Annotated in this window: 21 protein-coding genes and 1 riboswitch; of the genes, 10 read left to right on the forward strand and 11 right to left on the reverse strand. The window is 72.0% G+C overall.

Annotated elements, in window-relative coordinates; genetic code table 11:
- Positions 1-36: 36 nt before the first annotated feature.
- From ACWCQM_RS02615 to ACWCQM_RS02625, 3 genes are all read left to right on the forward strand, one after another.
- The gene (locus tag ACWCQM_RS02615; RefSeq protein WP_450913538.1) at positions 37-537 is read left to right on the forward strand and encodes a GNAT family N-acetyltransferase; all 501 of its coding nucleotides are present in this window, start codon (positions 37-39) and stop codon (positions 535-537) included.
- 53 nt (positions 538-590) lie between these two features.
- A riboswitch (cobalamin riboswitch) is annotated at positions 591-713 on the forward strand.
- A gap of 140 nt (positions 714-853) precedes the next feature.
- Positions 854-3,250, forward strand: coding sequence for a ribonucleoside-diphosphate reductase subunit alpha (locus ACWCQM_RS02620; RefSeq protein ID WP_450913539.1), 2,397 nt, complete (start codon positions 854-856; stop codon positions 3,248-3,250).
- Positions 3,250-4,266 (forward strand): ribonucleotide-diphosphate reductase subunit beta, encoded by a 1,017-nt coding sequence (locus tag ACWCQM_RS02625; RefSeq protein WP_450913540.1) that lies wholly within the window; start codon positions 3,250-3,252, stop codon positions 4,264-4,266. The genes ACWCQM_RS02620 and ACWCQM_RS02625 overlap by 1 nt, the downstream gene beginning before the upstream one ends.
- Here the strand turns inward: ACWCQM_RS02625 and ACWCQM_RS02630 are convergent.
- The gene (locus tag ACWCQM_RS02630) at positions 4,263-4,478 is read right to left on the reverse strand and encodes a hypothetical protein (protein WP_450913541.1); all 216 of its coding nucleotides are present in this window, start codon (positions 4,476-4,478) and stop codon (positions 4,263-4,265) included. The genes ACWCQM_RS02625 and ACWCQM_RS02630 overlap by 4 nt on opposite strands.
- An 81-nt stretch (positions 4,479-4,559) precedes the next feature.
- Between ACWCQM_RS02630 and ACWCQM_RS02635 the strand changes: the two genes are divergently transcribed.
- Complete coding sequence (locus ACWCQM_RS02635) at positions 4,560-5,534, forward strand: GlxA family transcriptional regulator (protein ID WP_450913542.1); 975 nt, start codon at positions 4,560-4,562, stop codon at positions 5,532-5,534.
- 26 nt (positions 5,535-5,560) lie between these two features.
- On the opposite strand, the gene ACWCQM_RS02640 is transcribed toward ACWCQM_RS02635, so the two are convergent.
- The 9 genes from ACWCQM_RS02640 to ACWCQM_RS02680 all read right to left on the reverse strand — a co-directional run bounded on the left by ACWCQM_RS02640 (position 5,561) and on the right by ACWCQM_RS02680 (position 13,906).
- On the reverse strand, positions 5,561-6,298 hold the full coding sequence (locus ACWCQM_RS02640; protein WP_450913543.1) for a D-Ala-D-Ala carboxypeptidase family metallohydrolase: 738 nt from the start codon (positions 6,296-6,298) through the stop codon (positions 5,561-5,563).
- Between the two features lie 184 nt (positions 6,299-6,482).
- Positions 6,483-7,121 carry a peptide deformylase gene (def, locus tag ACWCQM_RS02645; RefSeq protein ID WP_073745059.1) on the reverse strand — a complete coding sequence of 213 codons (639 nt, stop codon included), beginning with the start codon at positions 7,119-7,121 and terminating at the stop codon, positions 6,483-6,485.
- Between the two features lie 80 nt (positions 7,122-7,201).
- On the reverse strand, positions 7,202-8,194 hold the full coding sequence (locus ACWCQM_RS02650) for a tetratricopeptide repeat protein (RefSeq protein ID WP_450913544.1): 993 nt from the start codon (positions 8,192-8,194) through the stop codon (positions 7,202-7,204).
- A 91-nt stretch (positions 8,195-8,285) separates the two neighbouring features.
- Entirely contained in the window at positions 8,286-9,533 is a 1,248-nt protein-coding gene (locus ACWCQM_RS02655; RefSeq protein ID WP_450913545.1) for an HD-GYP domain-containing protein, read from the reverse strand.
- The gene (locus ACWCQM_RS02660) at positions 9,530-10,912 is read right to left on the reverse strand and encodes an HD-GYP domain-containing protein (protein WP_450913546.1); all 1,383 of its coding nucleotides are present in this window, start codon (positions 10,910-10,912) and stop codon (positions 9,530-9,532) included. The genes ACWCQM_RS02655 and ACWCQM_RS02660 overlap by 4 nt, the downstream gene beginning before the upstream one ends.
- 205 nt (positions 10,913-11,117) lie before the next feature.
- Positions 11,118-11,438, reverse strand: a complete 321-nt coding sequence (gene rsrA, locus ACWCQM_RS02665) for a mycothiol system anti-sigma-R factor (RefSeq protein ID WP_450913547.1) — start codon at positions 11,436-11,438, stop codon at positions 11,118-11,120.
- Positions 11,435-12,091: a sigma-70 family RNA polymerase sigma factor gene (locus tag ACWCQM_RS02670; RefSeq protein ID WP_450913548.1), complete on the reverse strand. Its 657-nt coding sequence runs from the start codon at positions 12,089-12,091 to the stop codon at positions 11,435-11,437. The genes rsrA and ACWCQM_RS02670 overlap by 4 nt, the downstream gene beginning before the upstream one ends.
- A 329-nt stretch (positions 12,092-12,420) precedes the next feature.
- Positions 12,421-13,074, reverse strand: coding sequence for an alpha/beta hydrolase family protein (locus ACWCQM_RS02675; RefSeq protein ID WP_450913549.1), 654 nt, complete (start codon positions 13,072-13,074; stop codon positions 12,421-12,423).
- Positions 13,075-13,090: 16 nt separating this feature from the next.
- A complete protein-coding gene (locus ACWCQM_RS02680; RefSeq protein ID WP_450913550.1) occupies positions 13,091-13,906 on the reverse strand; it encodes an SOS response-associated peptidase in 816 nt (271 codons plus the stop codon).
- Positions 13,907-13,980: 74 nt separating this feature from the next.
- Here ACWCQM_RS02680 and ACWCQM_RS02685 point away from each other — a divergent pair, with 74 nt between their 5' ends.
- From ACWCQM_RS02685 to ACWCQM_RS02700, 4 genes are all read left to right on the forward strand, one after another.
- Entirely contained in the window at positions 13,981-14,694 is a 714-nt protein-coding gene (locus tag ACWCQM_RS02685) for a M50 family metallopeptidase (RefSeq protein WP_450913551.1), read from the forward strand.
- A gap of 115 nt (positions 14,695-14,809) precedes the next feature.
- The gene (aroA, locus tag ACWCQM_RS02690) at positions 14,810-16,189 is read left to right on the forward strand and encodes a 3-phosphoshikimate 1-carboxyvinyltransferase (protein ID WP_450913552.1); all 1,380 of its coding nucleotides are present in this window, start codon (positions 14,810-14,812) and stop codon (positions 16,187-16,189) included.
- A 4-nt stretch (positions 16,190-16,193) separates the two neighbouring features.
- Positions 16,194-17,210 (forward strand): ribosome small subunit-dependent GTPase A, encoded by a 1,017-nt coding sequence (gene rsgA, locus ACWCQM_RS02695; protein WP_450913553.1) that lies wholly within the window; start codon positions 16,194-16,196, stop codon positions 17,208-17,210.
- Between the two features lie 127 nt (positions 17,211-17,337).
- The gene (locus ACWCQM_RS02700; protein WP_450913554.1) at positions 17,338-17,661 is read left to right on the forward strand and encodes a DMT family transporter; all 324 of its coding nucleotides are present in this window, start codon (positions 17,338-17,340) and stop codon (positions 17,659-17,661) included.
- Here ACWCQM_RS02700 and ACWCQM_RS02705 read toward each other — a convergent pair.
- Positions 17,553-18,194, reverse strand: coding sequence for a TetR/AcrR family transcriptional regulator (locus tag ACWCQM_RS02705; protein WP_450913555.1), 642 nt, complete (start codon positions 18,192-18,194; stop codon positions 17,553-17,555). The two genes, ACWCQM_RS02700 and ACWCQM_RS02705, sit on opposite strands and share 109 nt — an antisense overlap.
- A 129-nt stretch (positions 18,195-18,323) precedes the next feature.
- Between ACWCQM_RS02705 and hisN the strand changes: the two genes are divergently transcribed.
- The gene (hisN, locus tag ACWCQM_RS02710; RefSeq protein ID WP_450913556.1) at positions 18,324-19,124 is read left to right on the forward strand and encodes a histidinol-phosphatase; all 801 of its coding nucleotides are present in this window, start codon (positions 18,324-18,326) and stop codon (positions 19,122-19,124) included.
- Between the two features lie 312 nt (positions 19,125-19,436).
- A complete protein-coding gene (locus ACWCQM_RS02715) occupies positions 19,437-19,838 on the forward strand; it encodes a CBS domain-containing protein (protein ID WP_450913557.1) in 402 nt (133 codons plus the stop codon).
- Positions 19,839-19,901: the final 63 nt, after the last annotated feature.

The following is a 19,901-nucleotide window of genomic DNA, read 5'->3' on the forward strand; positions in this document are numbered from 1 at the left end:
AGGCGTCCCCTCGTCCGGCTGCGGCAGACTGCGCCCATGGACCTATCGATCAGGCGGATCCGGCCCGCGCAGTACGAGGCCCTGGCCGGGATCACCGCCGAGGCGTATCTCAGGGACGGGCTCCTGGACCTCGGCGCCGACGACCCCTATCTGGAGAAGCTCCGCGCCGTCGGGCAGCGAGCGGCCGAGACCGAGGTGCTGGTCGCGGTCGACGGCGACGGCCGGCTGCTGGGCGGCGTCACCTACGTCGCGTCCGGCGGCCCGTGGGCGGACGTCGCCGCCGCGGACGAGGCCGAGTTCCGGATGCTCGCCGTATCCCCGGAGGCTCGTGGACGGGGCGCGGGCGAGGCGCTCGTACGGGCGTGCGTGGACCGGGCGAGTGCCGCCGGAGGGTGCTCCGGGATCGTCCTGTCGACGCAGCCGGCCATGCGTGGCGCCCACCGGATCTATGAGCGCCTCGGCTTCGTACGGACCCCGGAGCGGGACTGGAACCCGCTGCCCGCCCTCCGGCTGCTGACGTACCGCCTGGCTCTCTGACTCCTCCGCGACACAACATGTGGGGGCTGCCTCAGCAGGCAGCCCCCACATGTATGCTCGACCTCGCTGTCGCCGCAGGGGAATCCGGTGCGAATCCGGAACTGTCCCGCAACGGTGTGATCGGTGTGCTTCGGCGCACCCGAAGTCCGAAGACCTGTCGACAGCGCGTCCGGCTCGACCGAACCGGACGCCGAGACGTCCGGGCCCCGCGGAGGGCCGGTGGACGCCGTGCACGCCGTGCTGCCCTTTCGCGGGCTCGGTCGTGCCCCGGCTGCCCCGCTCCCGCAGGCCCAGAGCCGAGCGAGGGATAGCCCCAGTGACCATCGCGCCAGCCGATCCGGTTTCGGCCGAGGAATCCGAAGGCCTTGCGGCCGACGCCCCCGGGACCGCCCTGCTGCGGACCCTGACCGGTCTCACCGCCGATCTGCCCGACACCGACCCCGGACGGGTCGCCGCCGCCGCGCTGCGCGGCCGGAGCGCGCGGGCGGACGAGGCCGAGCTGCGCTCGCTGGCCACCGAGGCCGCCGCCGGCCTGATCTCCGAGGACCCGGCCTACTCCCGGCTCGCCGCGCGGCTCCTCACCCGCACCATCGCGGACGAGGCGGCCGGACAGGGGGCGGTCTCCTTCTCGGCCTCGGTCGCCACCGGACACCGCGAGGGCCTGATCGCGGACCGTACGGCGGAGTTCGTCGCGCTGCACGCAGACGCTCTGGACGCGCTGGTCGGGCAGGCGCTCGCCGACGGGGCCGACGACCGCTTCGGCTACTTCGGGCTGCGGACGCTGTACAGCCGCTATCTGCTGCGCCACCCGCTCACCCGCGAGGTCGTCGAGACCCCGCAGCACTTCATGCTGCGCGTCGCCGCCGGGCTCGCCGAGGACACCTCCGAGCGCGCCCTGGAGGAGGTCGCCGCGCTGTACGGCCTGATGAGCCGGCTGGACTATCTGCCCTCCTCCCCCACCCTCTTCAACTCCGGCACCCGGCACCCGCAGATGTCCTCCTGCTATCTGCTGGACTCACCGCTGGACGAGCTCGACTCCATCTACGACCGCTACCACCAGGTGGCGCGCCTCTCCAAGCACGCGGGCGGTATCGGCCTCTCCTACTCCCGTATCCGCGCGCGCGGTTCACTCATCCGGGGGACGAACGGGCACTCCAACGGCATCGTGCCGTTCCTGAAGACGCTCGACGCCTCGGTCGCGGCGGTCAACCAGGGGGGCCGGCGCAAGGGTGCCGCCGCGGTCTATCTGGAGACCTGGCACGCGGACATCGAGGAGTTCCTGGAGCTGCGCGACAACACCGGTGAGGACCAGCGGCGTACGCACAACCTCAACCTGGCGCACTGGATCCCGGACGAGTTCATGCGCCGGGTCGACGCGGACACCGAGTGGTCGCTGTTCTCCCCGGCGGACGCCCCCGAGCTGGTGGACCTGTGGGGCGACGAGTTCGACGCCGCGTACCGCGCCGCCGAGGCCAAGGGGCTGGCCCGCAAGACCATGCCGGCCCGTGAGCTCTACGGGCGCATGATGCGCACCCTCGCGCAGACCGGCCAGGGCTGGATGACGTTCAAGGACGCGTCCAACCGCACGGCGAACCAGACCGCCGAGCCGGGCAGGGTCGTCCACTCCTCGAACCTCTGCACCGAGATCCTGGAGGTCACCGACGACGGTGAGACGGCTGTCTGCAACCTGGGGTCGGTCAACCTCGGCGCGTTCGTCGCCGACGGCACCATCGACTGGGAGCGGCTGGACGCCACCGTGCGTACGGCGGTGACCTTCCTGGACCGTGTCGTGGACATCAACTTCTACCCGACCGAGCAGGCCGGGCGTTCCAACGCCCGCTGGCGGCCGGTGGGTCTCGGCGCGATGGGCCTCCAGGACGTCTTCTTCCAGCTGCGGCTGCCCTTCGACTCCCCCGAGGCCCGCGCGCTCTCCACGAAGATCTCCGAGCGCATCATGCTCGCCGCCTACGAGGCCTCCTGCGGCCTGGCCGAGAGGTCCGGCCCGCTGCCCGCCTGGTCCGAGACCCGCGCCGCCCGGGGCGTGCTGCACCCCGACCACTACGCCACCGAGCTGAACTGGCCGGAGCGCTGGGACGCCCTGCGCGCCCGGATCGCGAAGAGCGGGATGCGCAACTCGCTGCTGCTCGCCATCGCGCCGACGGCGACGATCGCCTCGATCGCCGGGGTCTACGAGTGCATCGAGCCGCAGGTCTCCAACCTCTTCAAGCGCGAGACGCTCAGCGGTGAGTTCCTCCAGGTCAACGCCTACCTGGTGGACGAGCTGAAGAAGCTCGGCGTCTGGGACGCCCGGACCCGCGAGGCACTGCGCGAGGCGAGCGGCTCCGTGCAGGGCTTCGCCTGGATCCCCGAGGACGTGCGGGCGCTGTACCGCACGGCGTGGGAGATCCCGCAGCGCGGTCTGATCGACATGGCGGCGGCCCGTACGCCGTTCCTCGACCAGAGCCAGTCGCTGAACCTGTTCCTGGAGACGCCGACGATCGGCAAGCTCTCCTCGATGTACGCGTACGCCTGGAAGCAGGGGCTGAAGACGACGTACTACCTGCGTTCGCGCCCGGCGACCCGGATCGCCCGCGCGGCGTCCGGGACGGCCGTCGCCGCCGCTCCGATTCCCGTGCAGCAGGCAGCCGCTCCCGACGCGGACGCGATCGCCTGCTCCCTCGAAAACCCCGAGTCCTGCGAGGCCTGCCAGTAATGAGCACCACCGAGAACAAGAACCTGCTCGACCCGGGCTTCGAGCTGACCCTGCGCCCCATGCGCTACCCGGACTTCTACGAGCGCTACCGGGACGCGATCAAGAACACCTGGACCGTCGAGGAGGTCGACCTCCACTCGGACGTCGCCGACCTCGCCAAGCTGTCGCCGGGCGAGCAGCACATGATCGGCCGGCTGGTCGCGTTCTTCGCGACGGGGGACTCGATCGTCTCCAACAACCTGGTGCTGACGCTCTACAAGCACATCAACTCCCCCGAGGCGCGGCTGTACCTGTCGCGCCAGCTGTTCGAGGAGGCCGTGCACGTCCAGTTCTATCTGACGCTGCTCGACACCTATCTGCCCGACCCGGAGGACCGCGCGGCGGCCTTCGACGCGGTCGAGGAGATCCCCTCGATCCGCGAGAAGGCTCAGTTCTGCTTCCGGTGGATGGACTCGGTCGAGAAGATCGAGCGGCTGGAGACGAAGGCCGACCGCCGCCGCTTCCTGCTCAATCTGATCTGCTTCGCCGCGTGCATCGAGGGGCTGTTCTTCTACGGCGCGTTCGCCTACGTCTACTGGTTCCGCTCGCGCGGTCTGCTGCACGGCCTCGCCACGGGCACCAACTGGGTGTTCCGTGACGAGACGATGCACATGAACTTCGCGTTCGAGGTCGTGGACACCGTCCGCAAGGAGGAGCCGGACCTCTTCGACGACGCCCTCCAGCAGCAGGTCACCGACATGCTGAAGGAGGCCGTCGAGGCGGAGCTGCAGTTCGGCCGCGATCTGTGCGGCGAGGGCCTGCCGGGGATGAACACCGAGTCGATGCGCCAGTATCTGGAGTGCGTCGCCGACCAGCGGCTCACCCGGCTCGGCTTCCCGCCGCTCTACGGCTCCGAGAACCCGTTCTCGTTCATGGAGCTCCAGGGGGTGCAGGAGCTGACCAACTTCTTCGAGCGCCGTCCCTCCGCGTACCAGGTGGCGGTGGAGGGGTCGGTCGGCTTCGACGACGACTTCTAGATCCTGGCCCAGGACCTGAGGTGGGGGCGCCGCGTGGCCGTGAACGGCCGCGCGGCGCCTGCCGTTTCCGGGGGTTGCGCCTCGTGGCGGCGTTCCGCCGCCTCCCGCAGCTCGCGGTCGATGCGGCGCTCGCGGGCGAGCCCGAGGACCGCGGGCAGCAGGACGAGGGCGAAAAGTACGGCTATGGACAGGAAGCTCAGGAATGTGTTCATGGCTCTACTGTCGTCCGTGCGGCTCGATTCCGGCAGTGGCAGGACTGTCATGCAGCATCGAATTACTGCCACACTCATCTCATGCTGAAGAATGTCGCCGCTCTGCTGCTCGACGAGGTCCATCCCTTCGAACTGGGCGTCCTGTGCGAGGTGTTCGGGCTCGACCGCTCCGACGAAGGGCTGCCGGTCACCGACTTCGCGGTGGTGTCGGCGGAGGGGCCCGTCCTCCGGACGCACGCCGGGTTCACCATCAGCACCCCCCACGGTCTGGACCGCCTGGAGGAGGCCGACCTCGTCGCCGTACCGGCGGGGAGCCACTTCGTGGGGCGGGAGTATCCCGTGGAGGTCCTGGACGCCCTGCGCCGGGCCGTGGAGCGCGGGGCGCGGGTCCTGAGCGTCTGCTCCGGCGCGTTCGTCCTCGGCGCCGCCGGGCTGCTGGACGGCCGCCGCTGCACCACCCACTGGCGGCACGCGGAGGAGCTGGCCCGCCGCTTCCCGCAGGCCCGTGTGGAGCCGGACGTGCTCTACGTCGACGACGGCCCGGTCATCACGTCGGCGGGCACGGCCGCGGGGATCGACGCCGCTCTGCACCTCGTCCGCCAGGCGCACGGGCCCGCCGTCGCGAACGCCATCGCCCGCCGCATGGTGGTGCCGCCGCACCGGGACGGAGGGCAGGCGCAGTACATCAAGCGGCCGCTGCCGCGCACCCGGTGCGACACGGTCGGTGAGACGCTCGCCTGGATGGAGCGCCATCTCGACCAGGAGCTGACCGTCGAACAGCTGGCGGCCCAGACGCACATGTCGCCGCGCACCTTCGCCCGCCGCTTCCAGCAGGAGACGGGCACCACTCCGTACCGCTGGCTGCTCCGGCAGCGGATGCTGCTGGCACAGCACCTCCTGGAGACCTCGGACGAGACCATGGACACGATCGCGGGGCGGACCGGCTTCGGGAACGCGGCGGCACTGCGCCATCAGTTCGTACGCGCGCTCGGTACGACTCCGAACGCCTACCGCCGCACCTTCCGGGGACCGGCCGAACTGACCGAGGTGGCCTGAGCGGACGGCCCCCGGAGGGGTGCAGGTCAGATGCCGCAGCTGGAGGCGGACCAGAAGTGGCTCGGCCCCTGGTTCACGTGGATGTGGTCACCGTGGCCGGGGTAGCCCGGGCCGAGAATCCCGTTGAACCCGTGGTAGCGGGCCTGAAGCGCGATGGTGCACAGCGAGTGCGGTCCGGAGCCGAGGTCGACGGCGTCACCGTAGAGATGGCGGCTGTTGGTCGCCCCGCCGACCGCCGAGTTGCAGCTGGTGGAACGGAAGCCGCTGGTGACACGGAGGGGCTGGTCACCCAGCGCGTGCCGCAGTGCCTGCAGTTTCCACATGCTGCTGAGGGCGTTGGCCTTGGCCGTGCCCGCGGCGACGGCTCCGCCCGCCCAGGTGCTGTTGCACTGGTTGAGCTCGGGGTAGGTGAAGTTGACGGGGGTGCAGTCGTCGTCCTGGAGGGCGTAGAGCTTGGACTGCGTGGCCGGGCCCGCGATGCCGTCGGCCGCGAGGCCGTAGGCGGACTGGAAGCGCTTGACCGCGGCCGTGGTGGCGGGGCCGTACGAACCGTCGATGGCGAGCACGGAGTTGTATCCCGGATAGCCCGCCACCCGGATCTGGAGCTGTGTGACGTCGTTGCCCGTGGCGCCCGGCGAGAGTGTGCGGGTCCAGGTGTAACAGCCGTCGGCCTGAGCCGTGCCGGCGGTGACGAGGGCACCGCCGACCGCGAAAGCCATGGCCATGACAAGGCCGAGCAGCAGATGTGCGGTACGTCTGAGCATGGGGGTCTCCCTGCGCTGTGAGGTATGGCCGTGAAGCGTGGGAGAGAGCCTGTCGGACGGGTCGACGCGCGTCAACCACGCCCCGGAGAACACTGGACGGCGAACACCTCACGCCGGCACCGGACACGGGAAAGGGCCCCGCCCACCGGGCGGAGCCCCTATGACGCTGTCCCCGGGATCCGGATCAGTCGTTCGGGACGACCTCGTAGCGCGGCGTGCCCTCGGCCATCTGCTTCAGCGCGTCCTTGCGGTCCCGCTTGGAGAGCCGGTCGATGTAGAGGTAGCCGTAGAGGTGGTCCGTCTCGTGCTGGAGGCAGCGCGCGAAGTACCCCGTGCCCCGCACCTTCACCGCGTTGCCCCGGGCGTCCTGACCGCGCACGACGGCGTAGTCGGGACGCGCGAGCGAGGCGTACGCCGTCGGCACGGAGAGGCAGCCCTCGTTGGAGTCGTCGAGAACGCGCCGCTCAGGCGCGAGCTCCTCCAGCACCGGGTTGCAGATGGCGCCGACGTGCCGCACACCGTCGTCGTCCGGGCAGTCGTAGACGAAGACCTTGCGGTCCACACCGATCTGGTTGGCGGCCAGGCCCACGCCCTCCGCCGTCCGCTGGCTGGCGAACATGTCGTCGATCAGCTGCGCGAGCTCGTCGCCGAACTCCGTGACGTCGCTGCACTCCTTGTGCAGGACCGGGTTGCCGACCACCGTGATCGGGCGGGAGGTGCCGCGCTCGCGGTGCGCCGCCTCGCGCGCCTCGCAGTCCTCGGTGTCCACGAGGAATCCCTCGTCGTCCACACCGGCCTGCTGGTCCGTCTCCTGCTGCGACATGTCCGCCGTACGCCTTCCTGCAACCTGAACCCGTGAGTATCCGCACCGGAATCGGTGCCCGTACAGCCTACGGGCACCGCTCAGCAGACTTCTTCCAGATCCCGCCACTCACGGCTGTCCGGACTGTCCGCCACCCAGCCGTCCAGCAGCCCGCGCACCAGCCCTGCGGGGGCCGCTATGCCGCACTCCCGCTCCGGCACCCAGAGGTCTCCGGCCGTGCGATGGCCCAGGGGCCCGGGGTGGCCCGGCTCGCTGTGGTCGTGCGGGTCCAGGTGCTCGCCGTCGCCCTCGTCGCTCTCCATCCGGCTCTCCGAGCAGGCCCGGCAGAGCAGCCGCACGGAGGACGACCAGTCCTCGGCGGCGAAACCGGCGTCGGAGGCGAGCTGCTCCAGCGCGTCCCTGTCGTCCTCGGTGGCGGCCTCCAGGAGCACCACCCAGGTCGGCACGGGAGAGGGCGCCCACAGCTCGATCTCGTCGAAGACGGGGTACGAGGGCCCGGCCGCCGTGATCCGCTCGCCGTTCGGCACGCCGTCGTGCAGGACGACCTCGCCCCAGCGCCGGCCTGAGGACGGCAGGGGGATCGACAGCACTTCCATCCGCGCCGGGTCGAGCCTGCGGCCCCAGACGACCTCGGCCTCGCCCTCGGGCGAGAGCCGCACGGCAGCGCTGCCCAGCTCCATGCCCGTGGGCTCGCTGTTGGACGCCGCGTTGTGCTGGCCGCTGCCCGGCACCTTCAGCCCGTAGGCCTGCCATGCCCGGCGGGCCAGCGGCCAGTCCTGGAGCGCCGTGGCGGCGATCCCGACGTTCCACCAGTCCGGGGCGCCGGACTCGCGGTCGAGCAGGGCGACGGCCCGCAGACCCGCGGCCCTCGCCTGCTCCCAGTCGTGCCTGAACTTGTGCAGCAGCGCGAGATTGAACCAGGACTCGGAGAGCCAGGGCTCCAGGTCCGCCGCGCGTGTCAGCAGCGCCCCCGCGTCCTCGTACCGGCCGTCGCCGATCAGCGTGAACGCGCGGTCCGTGGCCTGCCGCCAAGAGGCGGACGGCCGATGCCGTACCTTCCCGAAGATCCTCACGATTCCCGCCTGTCCCGACTGGACACCCTCGTTTTCCGCTCTCCTTCGCATCCAACCATGCCGGGCCGGACGCTCGCTCATTACCCATGGGTTACCCCGCACGCACCGGGGCCAGACCACCTCGCGCCAGGACTCTGGCCAGCGCCTCGACGACCTGTGGCTGGTAGTCGCGGCCGGTGCCGAGCCTGAGCTGCTCCAGCGCCCCCAGAGGGCCCTTGACGCCTTCCCCGCACAGGTCGTCGTACGCGTTGACCACACGGACGATCCTGGCGGCGGTCTGCTGCTCCCTGTACGGATCCGCCTGCTGCTCGACCACCAGGGCGACCGCGGGGTCCACCCCGGTCTGCCGGACCACCGCGCCTCCGAGCAGCGCGATACGGCGCTGCTCCGAGGCGGGCAGGACGGCCGTCGCGCCGTCGGCCACCGGGTCGACGAGCGAGAGCTGCCCGATGTCGTGCATCAGCGCCGCGTACTCCAGGACGCTCAGCTCGGGCCCGGCCAGGCCCAGCTCCCGGCCGACGGCCGTCGAGAGGTCGGCCACCCTGCGGGCGTGCCCGTGCGGGGTGTAGCCCGCGATCTCGGTGGACCGGGCCAGCGAGGCGATGGTCTGCCTGTACGTCGTGCGGACGGACACGTACCTGCGGAAGGACACCTGGGTCAGCAGCAGCGGCACGCACAGCACGGGCAGCGCCCACAGGCCCGCTGCGGCGACCCCGAGCGCCATCACCACGCCGGTCGCGCAGACGGCCGGCCCGATGCCGCTGAGGGCCCGGAGCTCGTCGCGGAGCTGAGGCCCGAACGGGCGGTCCGTCCCCGCGGTGAGGGCCGCGAGGACGGCGTCGCACAGGGCGGTGAGGACCAGCAGCAGGAGCAGGAAGAGGACGGCGTACGGGCCCTCGCCGAGCCAGCGCTCCGAGAGGCCCGACCGGTGGAGCGGCTGGAAGCACACCGCGGCGAAGGCGACGGTCAGGACGCGGCGGGCCAGCTGGTCCGGGCCCGGGCCGCTGCCCCGCGCCACATGGGGCACGGAGGCGAGCAGCTGCGCCGCGACGACGACGGTGACCACCTGGAGGACGCCCTGCGTGGTCACCTCACCGCCGCTGCGCCCGAGCAGAGCGTAGGCGAGCGCCCCGGCCGCCCCCAGGGGCGCGGGCTCGCGCTCCCCGGGCAGCGCGCCCCAGCGGGCCAGCTCGCCGACGGCGACCAGGAGTCCGAAGGCGAGGGCGTGCCCGGGCTCGGCGACGCCGTTCCACAGGGTGTGGCCGAGCGCGACGACGGCGAGGAGCAGCGCGGCGCCGCGGACCACGAGGACGGCCGGCGCCGGCCGCCGGGGCGTCACCGGGGCCGTCCGGGCCGGCCGGCGGTCCCGGTGGGCTCCCCGGCCCGCTTCTGCCGGGGCAGACCGGGCGGTCCCTCGTCCGAGGTGACCGTGTTGGCCGCGGCGGACCAGCCGTGGCGTTCCAGCGCGCGGGCCAGGGCGCGCACCATCCGCGGGTCGAACTGGCTCCCGGCGCAGCGCTCCAGCTCCTCGACGGCCACCGGGACGGGGCGCCCGCGCCGGTAGGAGCGGGTCGAGGTCATGGCGTCGAAGGCGTCGGCGACGGCGACGACCCTGGCGAACTCGGGGATCTGCTCGCCCGCGAGGCCGTACGGATATCCGCTGCCGTCGAGACGCTCGTGGTGGTGGAGGATCGCGGCGCGTGCCTCGTCCAGGAAGCCGATGCCCCGGACGATCTCGTGCCCGTACTCCGGGTGCAGTTCGATCACACGGCGCTCCTCGGGGGTCAGCGGCCCGTCCTTGCGCAGGACCCGCGTGGGGACGCCGAGCTTGCCGACGTCGTGCAGGATCCCGGCGAAGCGGAGGGCTTCCATCCGGCTCTCCTCCATGCCGAGTTCACGGGCGATCAGCTCGGACGCGCGCCCCACCCGCTCGCTGTGCCCCCGGGTGTAGCCGTCCTTGATGTCGACGGCCTGGACGAGCGCCCTGATGGTGGCGCGGTGGGCGGCGTGCTCGCGGTGGTACTGCGCGAACACCCAGCAGGAGATGTACATCGGCAGCAGGACGACCAGCGCGGACACCGGACCGTACGAGCTGCGCCAGAGGACGGCCATCATGAGCCCGGCGAGCGCGTGCACCAGGTGCGGCCCCACGGAGCCCGCGGCCGGTCCGCGCCACGCGTGCCGGAGGGCCACGCGCTCGGCCGTGGCGAGGATGCCGCCGTCCAGCGCGGCCAGCACGAGGCTGAAGACGAGCGCCGCCGCGCAGGCGGGGAGGAGGGCGTACGGCAGGTCGGGCACGGCGCCCCCGGACGCGCCGCCGAGGGTGGCGGGCCCGCTCAGGAGCGCATAGGTCCAGGAGGCCGCCCCCGCGGTCAGGGCGAGCTGCGCGGCCCGCCAGATCCGGCGGGCCGTCGCGGGCGGCTGCTCGACCCGGCCGGCGAGTGCGCCGGGTACGGCGACGAGCGCGGCGGCGGACGGCGGGAGCAGGAAGGCCGCAGCGAGCAGCAGGGGGAAGAACGATCCGGCGCTCATGGGCACGGAGCCGCCGAAGAAGGGCCGGCGGCCAGGAAGCTCGCAGACCAGGTGGAGCGCGGCGAGGAGGCCGAGCGTGCCCCAGGGGGGCGCGGCGCCCGGGGACAGCGCGGGGAGGGCGCAGAGTGCGGCGCAGACCGCCACACACAGGATGTAGACGCGCGCCGCCGCCGGTGTGCCCCTCACCCGTACCGCCCGCCCCCCGACCTGATCAATGAGGGCGCCAGGCTAGCGAGTTGGACGTACGAGAGGTTCCGAACGAGTCGGATTAGCACATTCGGGTGACACGACGGGCGTCGGCGGGGACGGCCGACGGGAACGGTCGGCCGCCGGCGCCACACGCCGACGGCCCGGGGCGGGCGGCGGGACGGTCAGCCCGCCGCGCCGGCCGTCACTCGGCGGCGGCGGCCGGACGGTCGGCGCCGCCCAGGGCCACGTCCTGCCCGGGCACGGCCTGACCGGAGCGGATCAGGTCGATCCGCCCCATCACCTTCGAGCGCAGATCGGCGGGGACGTCGTCCTGTCCGCAGCAGCGCTTGACCAGCTTCTTCACGGCCTGTTCGAGGCCGTACTTCTCCAGGCAGGGGGAGCACTCCTCGAAGTGCACCTCGAACTTGGTGCAGTCGCCCTCGGGCATCTCATGGTCGAGAAACTCGTAGAGATGATCGAGAACCTCTGAGCAGTCCGTCTCGTGCGGCTCTCCGCAGCTCATGAGGCCGAGCCTTTCATGTCGTCCGACTCACCGGCTCCGGCCGGGACGAGCCCGCGCTCACGCGCGTAGTCCTCAAGCATGCCGCGCAGCTGACGGCGCCCACGGTGCAGCCGGGACATCACCGTACCGATGGGTGTCCCCATGATGTCCGCGATCTCCTTGTAGGCAAAGCCCTCTACATCGGCGAGATACACGGCGATGCGGAACTCTTCGGGGATCGACTGCAGTGCGGACTTCACGTCGGAGTCCGGCAGGTGGTCGAGCGCCTGGGACTCGGCCGAGCGCAGACCGGTCGACATGTGCGACTCCGCACGCGCCAGCTGCCAGTCCTCGATCTCCTCGGCGGCGCTCCGCTGGGGTTCGCGCTGCTTCTTGCGGTACGAGTTGATGAACGTGTTGGTGAGGATGCGGTACATCCACGCCTTGAGGTTCGTGCCCTCACGGAACTGGTGGAAGGAGCCGTAGGCCTTCGCGTACGTCTCCTGGACCAGGTCCTCGGCATCCGCGGGGTTGCGCGTCATGCGCAGCGCGGCCGAGTACATCTGGTCGAGATATCCGAGGGCGTCCCGCTCGAAGCGCGCGTTGCGCTCGGCAGTCGTCTCCTGCCCACGGCCGTCGTCGGTCCCTGTGTCGGTCCCAGTGACCGGACCCACCTCCTCCAACGATGTGGCGGAACCGAGACCGGACCCGCTCGCATCGGAGAATAGTCGACCTTGCTTCCGCGCGGGCTGTCGATCGGCACCGCCCTGGGCGCGCGCCGGGGTGCTCTTGGGCGCGTGGAGCACCGTCCACTCAAGCTCGGCGGCGTTCGAGCGACTCGGGCAGATGGTCGAACCCATGCGGCGGACTCCCTCTCGACTAACGGCGTTGTTGTACCGACACCACCGACAACAGCCGCCCCCCGCGCCGCATTCCCGGGGTGCACGCGGGCGCCGGAGGTGTGAGGAGGGCTACGGTCCTGACGCGTTCGGGACGGGGTGCCTCAGGAGAGTCCGTCCAGCCATCCGGCCACCGCGTCCGTGAGGAGTTCCACAGCCTGATCCTGGGTCAGCGGGGCCTTCTTCGGTACGGCGAAGCCATGATCCGCGTACGGCACCTCGACGAGCCCGTGCTCACCCGGGGGGAATTCCTCCGGGCGCCCGAAGGGGTCGCGTCCGCCCTGCACCACGAGGGTGGGCCGCCCCGCGCCGAGCAGTTCACCGGCCCGGGACTTCTCCGGCCGGCCCGGTTGGTGCAGCGGGAAGCTCAGCGCCAGCACCGCGCGGGCGCCCAGCTCCTCGGCCGTGCGGCAGGCCACCCGGGCCCCGGCGCTGCGGCCCCCCGCGACGACGGGCGGCCCGGCGGCGGCCAGCGCGGGCCACAGTCCGCGCCAGCCGGTGTCCAGGGTTCGGGGCGCCGGGGCGACCTTCTTCCCCGCCACCCGCCACGGCTGCTCGACCAGCGCCACGGTCACCCCGCGCTCCGGCAGGACGGCGGCCAGTGCCTGGAGATCGCGGGCCTCGATGCCGCCTCCGGCGCCGTGGCCGACGGCGAGCACCAGCCGGGCCTTCTTCGCGGGGAGCCAGGTGATCCTCGCCTCCCCGGCATCGGTGGCGACGGTCTCGGCGTGCTGCGCTGTCCCTGGGATACGGCTCACGGTTCCATCCTGCCGGTCAGAAGAGGGTGCCGACCTCAGGCGCGGCCAGCTCCTCCAGGAGTTCCGGGCCGTTGTTGCGGACGTTGCTGACGGCGGTGGCCACCGGGTAGGCCCGCATGAGTCCGCCGGGCGGCGGCTCCAGCAGCCCCTTCAGCTCGTCGACGTCCGTGCGCGCGGGGTCGAGCCAGGCGTCCCAGCGGTCCGGGGTGAGCATCAGCGGCATCCGGGGGTGGATGTCGGAGAGCGAGGACGGGCCCTCGGCGGGGGCCACGGCCAGGGGTGACGTCTCCGCCTCCGTGGTGATCACGGAGCAGGTGACCCACCAGGCCTGCGGGTGGTCGTCGGGAAGCGTCCGGTCACGCCAGAACTCGTACAGCCCGGCCATGGCGAAGACGGAGCCGTCGGCGGGCGTCACGAAGTACGGCTGCTTGCGGGGGCGCTTCTTCTTCCCCTTCTCCTCCAGCTGCCTCTCGTCCGCGCCGGTGACCCACTCGTAGTAGCCGTCGGCGGGCAGGATGCAGCGCCTGGACACGAAGGGGCGGCGGAAGGACGGCTTCTCGTGGACCGTCTCCGCGCGGGCGTTGATCATGCGGGCGCCGCCTTCCGGCGATTTTGCCCAGGAGGGCACGAGTCCCCACTTCAGGGCGCGCAGCTGGCGAACCGGACGCCGGTCCTCTGCGTCCTTCACAGGACGGTCGAGGACCGCGTAGACCTCCTTGGTCGGCGCCACGTTCCAGTCGGGCTCCAGGGTCTCGGTGGGTTCCCACTTCTCCACTCCGAAGAGCCCGGTCAGATCCTCCGGCCGTCGACTCGCCGCATACCGTCCGCACATAAGTGCCAGACTGCCACGACCCGCCGGCCGAGTGGACGCCGATCCCTCGAAGACCCCAAGGAGCCGCTCTCACCATGGACAGCACCGAACTGGGCGATCTGTGGGATCGCGTCTTCGGAACCCAGCCCGCGCCCGAGCAGTGGCTCGTCGTCGTCACGGCCACGGCGGCGCTGATCGCCGTCGTGCCGAACCTCATATGGCGGCTCTCCCGCAACGCGATCACGATCGCGCACGAGGGCGGCCACGGGCTGGTCGCCCTGCTCACCGGGCGGCAGCTCTCCGGCATCCGGCTCCACTCGGACACCAGCGGCCTGACCGTGAGCCGCGGCAAGCCCACCGGCATCGGCATGATCCTCACGGCGGCGGCCGGCTACACGGCGCCCCCGCTGCTCGGCCTGGGCGGCGCCTGGCTGCTGACCAACGGCCGGATCACCCTGCTCCTGTGGCTGGCGACCGCGCTGCTGGCCGTGATGCTGGTGATGATCCGCAATCTGTACGGGGCGCTCACCGTCATCCTCACGGGTACGACCTTCCTGCTGGTGTCCTGGCTGACCTCGGCCGACGTACAGTCCGCTTTCGCGTACACCGTGGTGTGGTTCCTGCTGCTCGGCGGCGTGCGCCCGGCGTTCGAGCTGCAGTCCAAGCGCAGGTACGGCGGTGCGCCCGACTCCGACGCCGACCAGCTCGCCCGGCTGACGCACGCCCCGGCCGCGATCTGGCTGTTCCTCTTCCACGCGGTGTCGCTGAGCTCGCTGATCGGCGGCGGACGCTGGCTGCTCGGGCTGTGAGGGCGCGCGAGCGGGCGGGGCTGGGAGCCGGCCCCGTACCACCCTTGCGTTACGCCCTGGTTTCATCCCATTTGATCAGGATCTGGGATTGCGCCGAGCCACTAAAGTGAGGGGCATGACCGAAAGTTCCGTGCACCCCGCCCTCTGGCCCGCCCCCCGTGCGACCGGGGCCGTCGACGCGACCGTCACCGTGCCCGGATCGAAGTCGGTCACCAACCGCGCGCTGGTCCTCGCCTCGCTCTCCTCCGAGCCCGGCTGGCTGCGCCGCCCGCTGCGCTCCCGCGACACCCTGCTGATGGCCCAGGCCCTGCGCGCGATGGGCGTCGGCATCGAGGAGGGCGTCGGCCCGGACGGCTCGGGCGAGGCCTGGCGGGTGATCCCGGCCGGTCTGCACGGCCCCGCCCGGGTGGACGTCGGCAACGCGGGCACGGTCATGCGCTTCCTGCCACCGGTGGCCTGCCTGGCGGACGGCCCCGTCCAGTTCGACGGGGACCCCCGGTCCTACGAGCGGCCCCTGCACGGCGTGATCGGCGCGCTGAAGTCCCTGGGAGCCAGGATCGACGACGACGGCCGCGGGACGCTCCCCCTGACCGTGCACGGCGCGGGCGCGCTGGACGGCGGCCCGGTCTCCATCGACGCCTCGTCCTCCTCCCAGTTCGTCTCGGCACTGCTGCTCTCCGCCCCCCGGTTCAACCAGGGCGTGGAGGTGCGCCACACCGGCTCGGCCCTGCCCTCCATGCCGCACATCCGCATGACCGTCGACATGCTGCGCTCGGTCGGCGCCCAGGTCGACGAGCCGGAGTCGGGCGGCGAACCAGATGTCTGGCGGGTCTCCCCCTCCGCTCTGCTGGGCCGTGATCTGACCGTCGAGCCGGACCTCTCGAACGCCCAGCCGTTCCTGGCCGCCGCGCTGGTGACCGGGGGCCGGGTCACCGTCCCCGACTGGCCGCTGAGGACCACCCAGCCGGGTGACGCGCTGCGGGAGATCTTCACCGCAATGGGTGGCGCGTGCGAGCTGACCGAGCGGGGGCTCACCTTCACGGGCTCCGGCACGGTCCACGGCATCGACGTCGACCTGAGCGAGGTCGGCGAGCTGACGCCCGGCATCGCGGCCCTCGCCGCCCTCGCGGACTCCCCGTCCACGCTGAGCGGCGTCGCCCATCTGCGGCTGCACGAGACGGACCGGCTGGCGGCGCTCACCAAGGAGATCAACGGCCTCGGCGGTGATGTCACGGAGACCGCCGACGGCCTGCGGATCAGGCCCCGTCCGCTGCGCGGCGGCGTCTTCCACACGTACGACGACCACCGGATGGCGACGGCGGGCGCGATCATCGGCCTCGCCGTGGCGGGGGTGGAGATCGAGAACGTCGGCACGACGGCCAAGACCCTGCCGGACTTCCCGGAGATGTGGACCGGCATGCTCGGCGAACCCTCCGGCGCCGTCGGCGTCTCGTCGGGGGCGCTCGGCGCCGCCACGGCAAGGCGCGGGGTCTGAGGGCATGCGCCGCTACGGGAAGAACCCCGACGAGGACGACATCCGCGTCCGCCCCAACCCCAAGGGCAACCGGCCCCGCACGCACACCCGCCCCAAGCACGAGGACGCCGAGGACGGCATGGTCCTCACCGTCGACCGGGGCCGGCTGACCTGTCTGGTCGACGACCGCACCGTGGTGGCCATGAAGGCCCGCGAGCTCGGCCGCAAGGCCGCCGTCGTGGGCGACCGGGTCTCGCTCGTGGGCGACCTCTCCGGCGACAAGGACACCCTGGCGCGCATCGTGCGCATCAGCGCGCGCACATCGGTGCTCCGCCGCACCGCGGACGACGACGACCCCTTCGAGCGGGTGGTCGTCGCCAACGCCGACCAGCTCGCCATCGTCACCGCGCTCGCCGATCCCGAACCGCGCCCCCGCATGATCGACCGCTGTCTGGTGGCGGCGTACGACGGCGGGCTCACCCCGCTCCTCGTGCTGACCAAGTCGGACCTCGCCTCGGCGGACAAGCTCCTGGAGGCCTACACCCCGCTCGGGGTCCCCTACATCGTGACCAGCCGCGAGGAACTCGAGAACGGCGACGCCGCCGACCGGGTGCGCGAGCTGCTGAGCGACAAGGTGACCGCGTTCGTCGGGCACTCCGGGGTCGGCAAGACGACGCTGGTCAACGCCCTGGTGCCCAAGGACAGACGACGTACGACCGGGGTGGTCAACGCCGTCACGGGGCGCGGCAGGCACACCACCACCTCGGCGCTCGCGCTCCCGCTGCCGGACGGCCGGGGCTGGGTGGTCGACACCCCGGGCGTTCGCTCGTTCGGGCTGCACCACGTCGATCCCTCCCGGGTCATCAACGCCTTCCCCGATCTTCAGCCGGGTACGGAGAACTGCCCGCGCGGCTGCACCCATGACTCCCACGAGCCGGAGTGCGCCCTCGACGCCTGGGTCGCGGAGGGGCACGCCGACCCGGCGCGGCTCGACTCGCTGCGCCGGCTCCTCTCGACCCGGGAGCGCCGCGAGGGAGACTGACCCAGAGGTCCGGGGGGCAACGACGCAGGACTGCCCGACTCGCGCACGTTTGCGAGCTACCGGGACTGGTAAGGGCATAATCGCGTCGAGCGGGACGAAGCATCACCTACGTGGGAGGCACCTGACGATGGCGTGGTTGCTGGTCGTGGTCGCTGGACTGCTGGAGACCGGCTTCGCGGTGTGCCTGAAGCTCTCGCACGGATTCACCCGGATCTGGCCGACGATCGCGTTCTGCGCGTTCGCGCTCGGCAGCTTCGGTCTGCTGACGCTGGCACTCAAGAAGCTCGACGTCGGCCCGGCCTACGCCGTGTGGACGGGCATCGGCGCGGCGGGGACGGCGATCTACGGGATGATCTTCCTGGGCGATCTGGTCTCCGCGCTCAAGCTGGTGTCCATCTCGCTGGTGATCATCGGCGTGATCGGTCTGCAGCTGTCCGGTTCGGCGCACTGAGCCCCGGGGCCGGCCGGGACCAGCGTGTAGGAGAGCGCGAGCCGCAGCGCCGTCTCGCAGGCCAGCTCCAGCCCGGCGCGTTCCCGCGGCCGGGAGCGGTCCCCCCTCACGGCCACGGCCCTGTCCCGTACGAGCGCGAGCAGTTCGGCGGGCGTCGGCGGGGCCGGACCCGCGCCGCGGCCGGCGGGAGGATCTCCCGGCCTGGGCAACCGGTCTCCCCAGACACCCGTGAGCAGCGCCTCGACCAGCACGTCGGCCCTGGCCGCCCGGACCGTCCAGCGGGCCAGCTCCGCGGGCACGTCCCCGGTGGCACGGGACCCTCCAAGCACCTGTTCCACACCGGCCAGATAGCCGTCGGCCGCGCGCCGGATCAGTGCGCGGGCCAGACCGGCCTTGCTCCCGAACTCGTTGTAGAGGGTCTGCCGGGACACCCCCGCCACCGCGGCCACGTCGACCATGCGCACCGCCGTCCAGGGCAGCCGGGAGAGCGCCGAGTCTGCGGCGTCCAGCAGAGCTTCTCGCGCCGTAGGCATCGTCGCCTCCCACGCCAGGGGGGATCTGCGATTCAGAGTTGACGCGCTCCGGGGCACTGTCAAGGGTCCGCGCACCGCCCGGCGCGGGGCCGTGTAGCCCGGGCGGGTGGCTGTGGATACTGTGACGGCATGCCCGATTACCACGATGATCTGCGCCTCGCCCATGTCCTGGCGGACGCCGCCGACGCGGCGACGATGGACCGGTTCAAGGCTCTGGACCTCAAGGTCGAGACCAAGCCGGACATGACCCCGGTGAGTGAGGCCGACAAACACGCCGAGGAGCTGATCCGCGGGCATCTGCACCGGGCGCGCCCGCGCGACGCGATCCTGGGCGAGGAGTACGGCATCGAGGGCACGGGGCCGCGGCGCTGGGTCGTCGACCCGATCGACGGCACCAAGAACTACGTACGGGGCGTGCCCGTCTGGGCCACGCTGATCTCCCTGATGGAAGCGGGCGAGGACGGCTTCCAGCCGGTGGTCGGCGTGGTGTCGGCCCCCGCGCTGAACCGCCGCTGGTGGGCGGCCAAGGGCGCGGGCGCGTTCACCGGCCGCAGCCTGACGTCCGCGACGCGGCTGGGGGTGTCGAAGGTCGAGCGGATCGCGGACTCCTCGTTCGCGTACTCATCGATGACCGGCTGGGAGGAGCAGGGCAGGCTCGACGGCTTCATGGACCTGACGCGGGCCTGCTGGCGCACCCGGGGTTACGGGGACTTCTGGCCGTACATGATGGTCGCCGAGGGCTCGGTGGACATCTGCGCGGAGCCGGAGCTCTCCCTGTGGGACATGGCGGCGAACGCGATCATCGTCCAGGAAGCGGGCGGCCGGTTCACCAGCCTGGACGGGGTCTCCGGTCCCGGCGGCGGCAACGCGGCGGCGTCCAACGGCCTGCTCCACCACGAGCTGCTCGGCTACCTCAACCAGCGCTACTAGGGCCACTCGTCCGGATGGTGCCGGGCCCGCGCGACCTGGCACCGCTCCCCGGGCCTGCCTGATCCGGACGAAGGGCCCCCGGGCCGCCCCTCAGCCGGTCTGCCAGGGGCGGAGCTTCTCGGGGCCCGGCTTTCCGGGCACGGCGCTGCGCCAGTCACCGGCCCGGATCCGCTGCCGCCCGGGACGCGGGTGCGGGGCCCCTTGTCGGGTTCCCCCAGGGATGCCACTCTGAGAATCCCCCCACTTGTGAACTTGTGAATCGCCTCACTAAGCCGCTTCACAGCTCACTCCTCGAAGGAGGTGGCTCCCTTCATGCTCGTCCGCGACGCCATGAGCACGCTGGTCCTGACCATCGGGCCGGCCCATACGCTCCGCCAGGCGGCCCGGCTGATGTCGGCCCGTCGTATCGGAGCAGCCGTCGTCCACGACCCGGACACCTGCGGTCTCGGCATCATCACCGAACGCGACATCCTCGACGCGGTCGGGGCGGGGCTGGACCCGGACGCCGAGACCGCGTCCACCCACACCACCACCGATGTGGTCTTCGCCTCTCCCACCTGGACCCTGGAGGAGGCGGCGGAAGCCATGACGCACGGCGGCTTCCGGCATCTGGTCGTGCTGGACGGCGACGGCCCCGTCGGCATCGTCTCGGTGCGCGACATCATCCGGTGCTGGGCTCCGGCCAGGCGGCGCCCCGCGGGGATGGCCCTCTGACCGGCGGCCCGGGCGGGCGGCGCCGCCTTCCTCGACGCGGGTCCGGACACGACTGCGGGCCGG

It is taken from the genome of Streptomyces sp. NPDC002125 (assembly GCF_053593715.1).

What these genes read in the sequence shown, in the direction of transcription:
- ACWCQM_RS02700 (WP_450913554.1), top strand. Translation starts at nt 17,338, where the DNA reads ATGGCGTGGTTGCTGGTCGTGGTCGCTGGACTGCTGGAGACCGGCTTC.
- ACWCQM_RS02640 (WP_450913543.1), bottom strand. Translation starts at nt 6,298, where the DNA reads ATGCTCAGACGTACCGCACATCTGCTGCTCGGCCTTGTCATGGCCATG.
- ACWCQM_RS02705 (WP_450913555.1), bottom strand. Translation starts at nt 18,194, where the DNA reads ATGCCTACGGCGCGAGAAGCTCTGCTGGACGCCGCAGACTCGGCGCTC.
- ACWCQM_RS02680 (WP_450913550.1), bottom strand. Translation starts at nt 13,906, where the DNA reads ATGTGCGGACGGTATGCGGCGAGTCGACGGCCGGAGGATCTGACCGGG.
- ACWCQM_RS02715 (WP_450913557.1), top strand. Translation starts at nt 19,437, where the DNA reads ATGCTCGTCCGCGACGCCATGAGCACGCTGGTCCTGACCATCGGGCCG.
- ACWCQM_RS02630 (WP_450913541.1), bottom strand. Translation starts at nt 4,478, where the DNA reads ATGAACACATTCCTGAGCTTCCTGTCCATAGCCGTACTTTTCGCCCTC.
- aroA (WP_450913552.1), top strand. Translation starts at nt 14,810, where the DNA reads ATGACCGAAAGTTCCGTGCACCCCGCCCTCTGGCCCGCCCCCCGTGCG.
- hisN (WP_450913556.1), top strand. Translation starts at nt 18,324, where the DNA reads ATGCCCGATTACCACGATGATCTGCGCCTCGCCCATGTCCTGGCGGAC.
- ACWCQM_RS02615 (WP_450913538.1), top strand. Translation starts at nt 37, where the DNA reads ATGGACCTATCGATCAGGCGGATCCGGCCCGCGCAGTACGAGGCCCTG.
- rsgA (WP_450913553.1), top strand. Translation starts at nt 16,194, where the DNA reads ATGCGCCGCTACGGGAAGAACCCCGACGAGGACGACATCCGCGTCCGC.
- def (WP_073745059.1), bottom strand. Translation starts at nt 7,121, where the DNA reads ATGTCGCAGCAGGAGACGGACCAGCAGGCCGGTGTGGACGACGAGGGA.
- ACWCQM_RS02625 (WP_450913540.1), top strand. Translation starts at nt 3,250, where the DNA reads ATGAGCACCACCGAGAACAAGAACCTGCTCGACCCGGGCTTCGAGCTG.
- ACWCQM_RS02685 (WP_450913551.1), top strand. Translation starts at nt 13,981, where the DNA reads ATGGACAGCACCGAACTGGGCGATCTGTGGGATCGCGTCTTCGGAACC.
- ACWCQM_RS02635 (WP_450913542.1), top strand. Translation starts at nt 4,560, where the DNA reads ATGCTGAAGAATGTCGCCGCTCTGCTGCTCGACGAGGTCCATCCCTTC.
- rsrA (WP_450913547.1), bottom strand. Translation starts at nt 11,438, where the DNA reads ATGAGCTGCGGAGAGCCGCACGAGACGGACTGCTCAGAGGTTCTCGAT.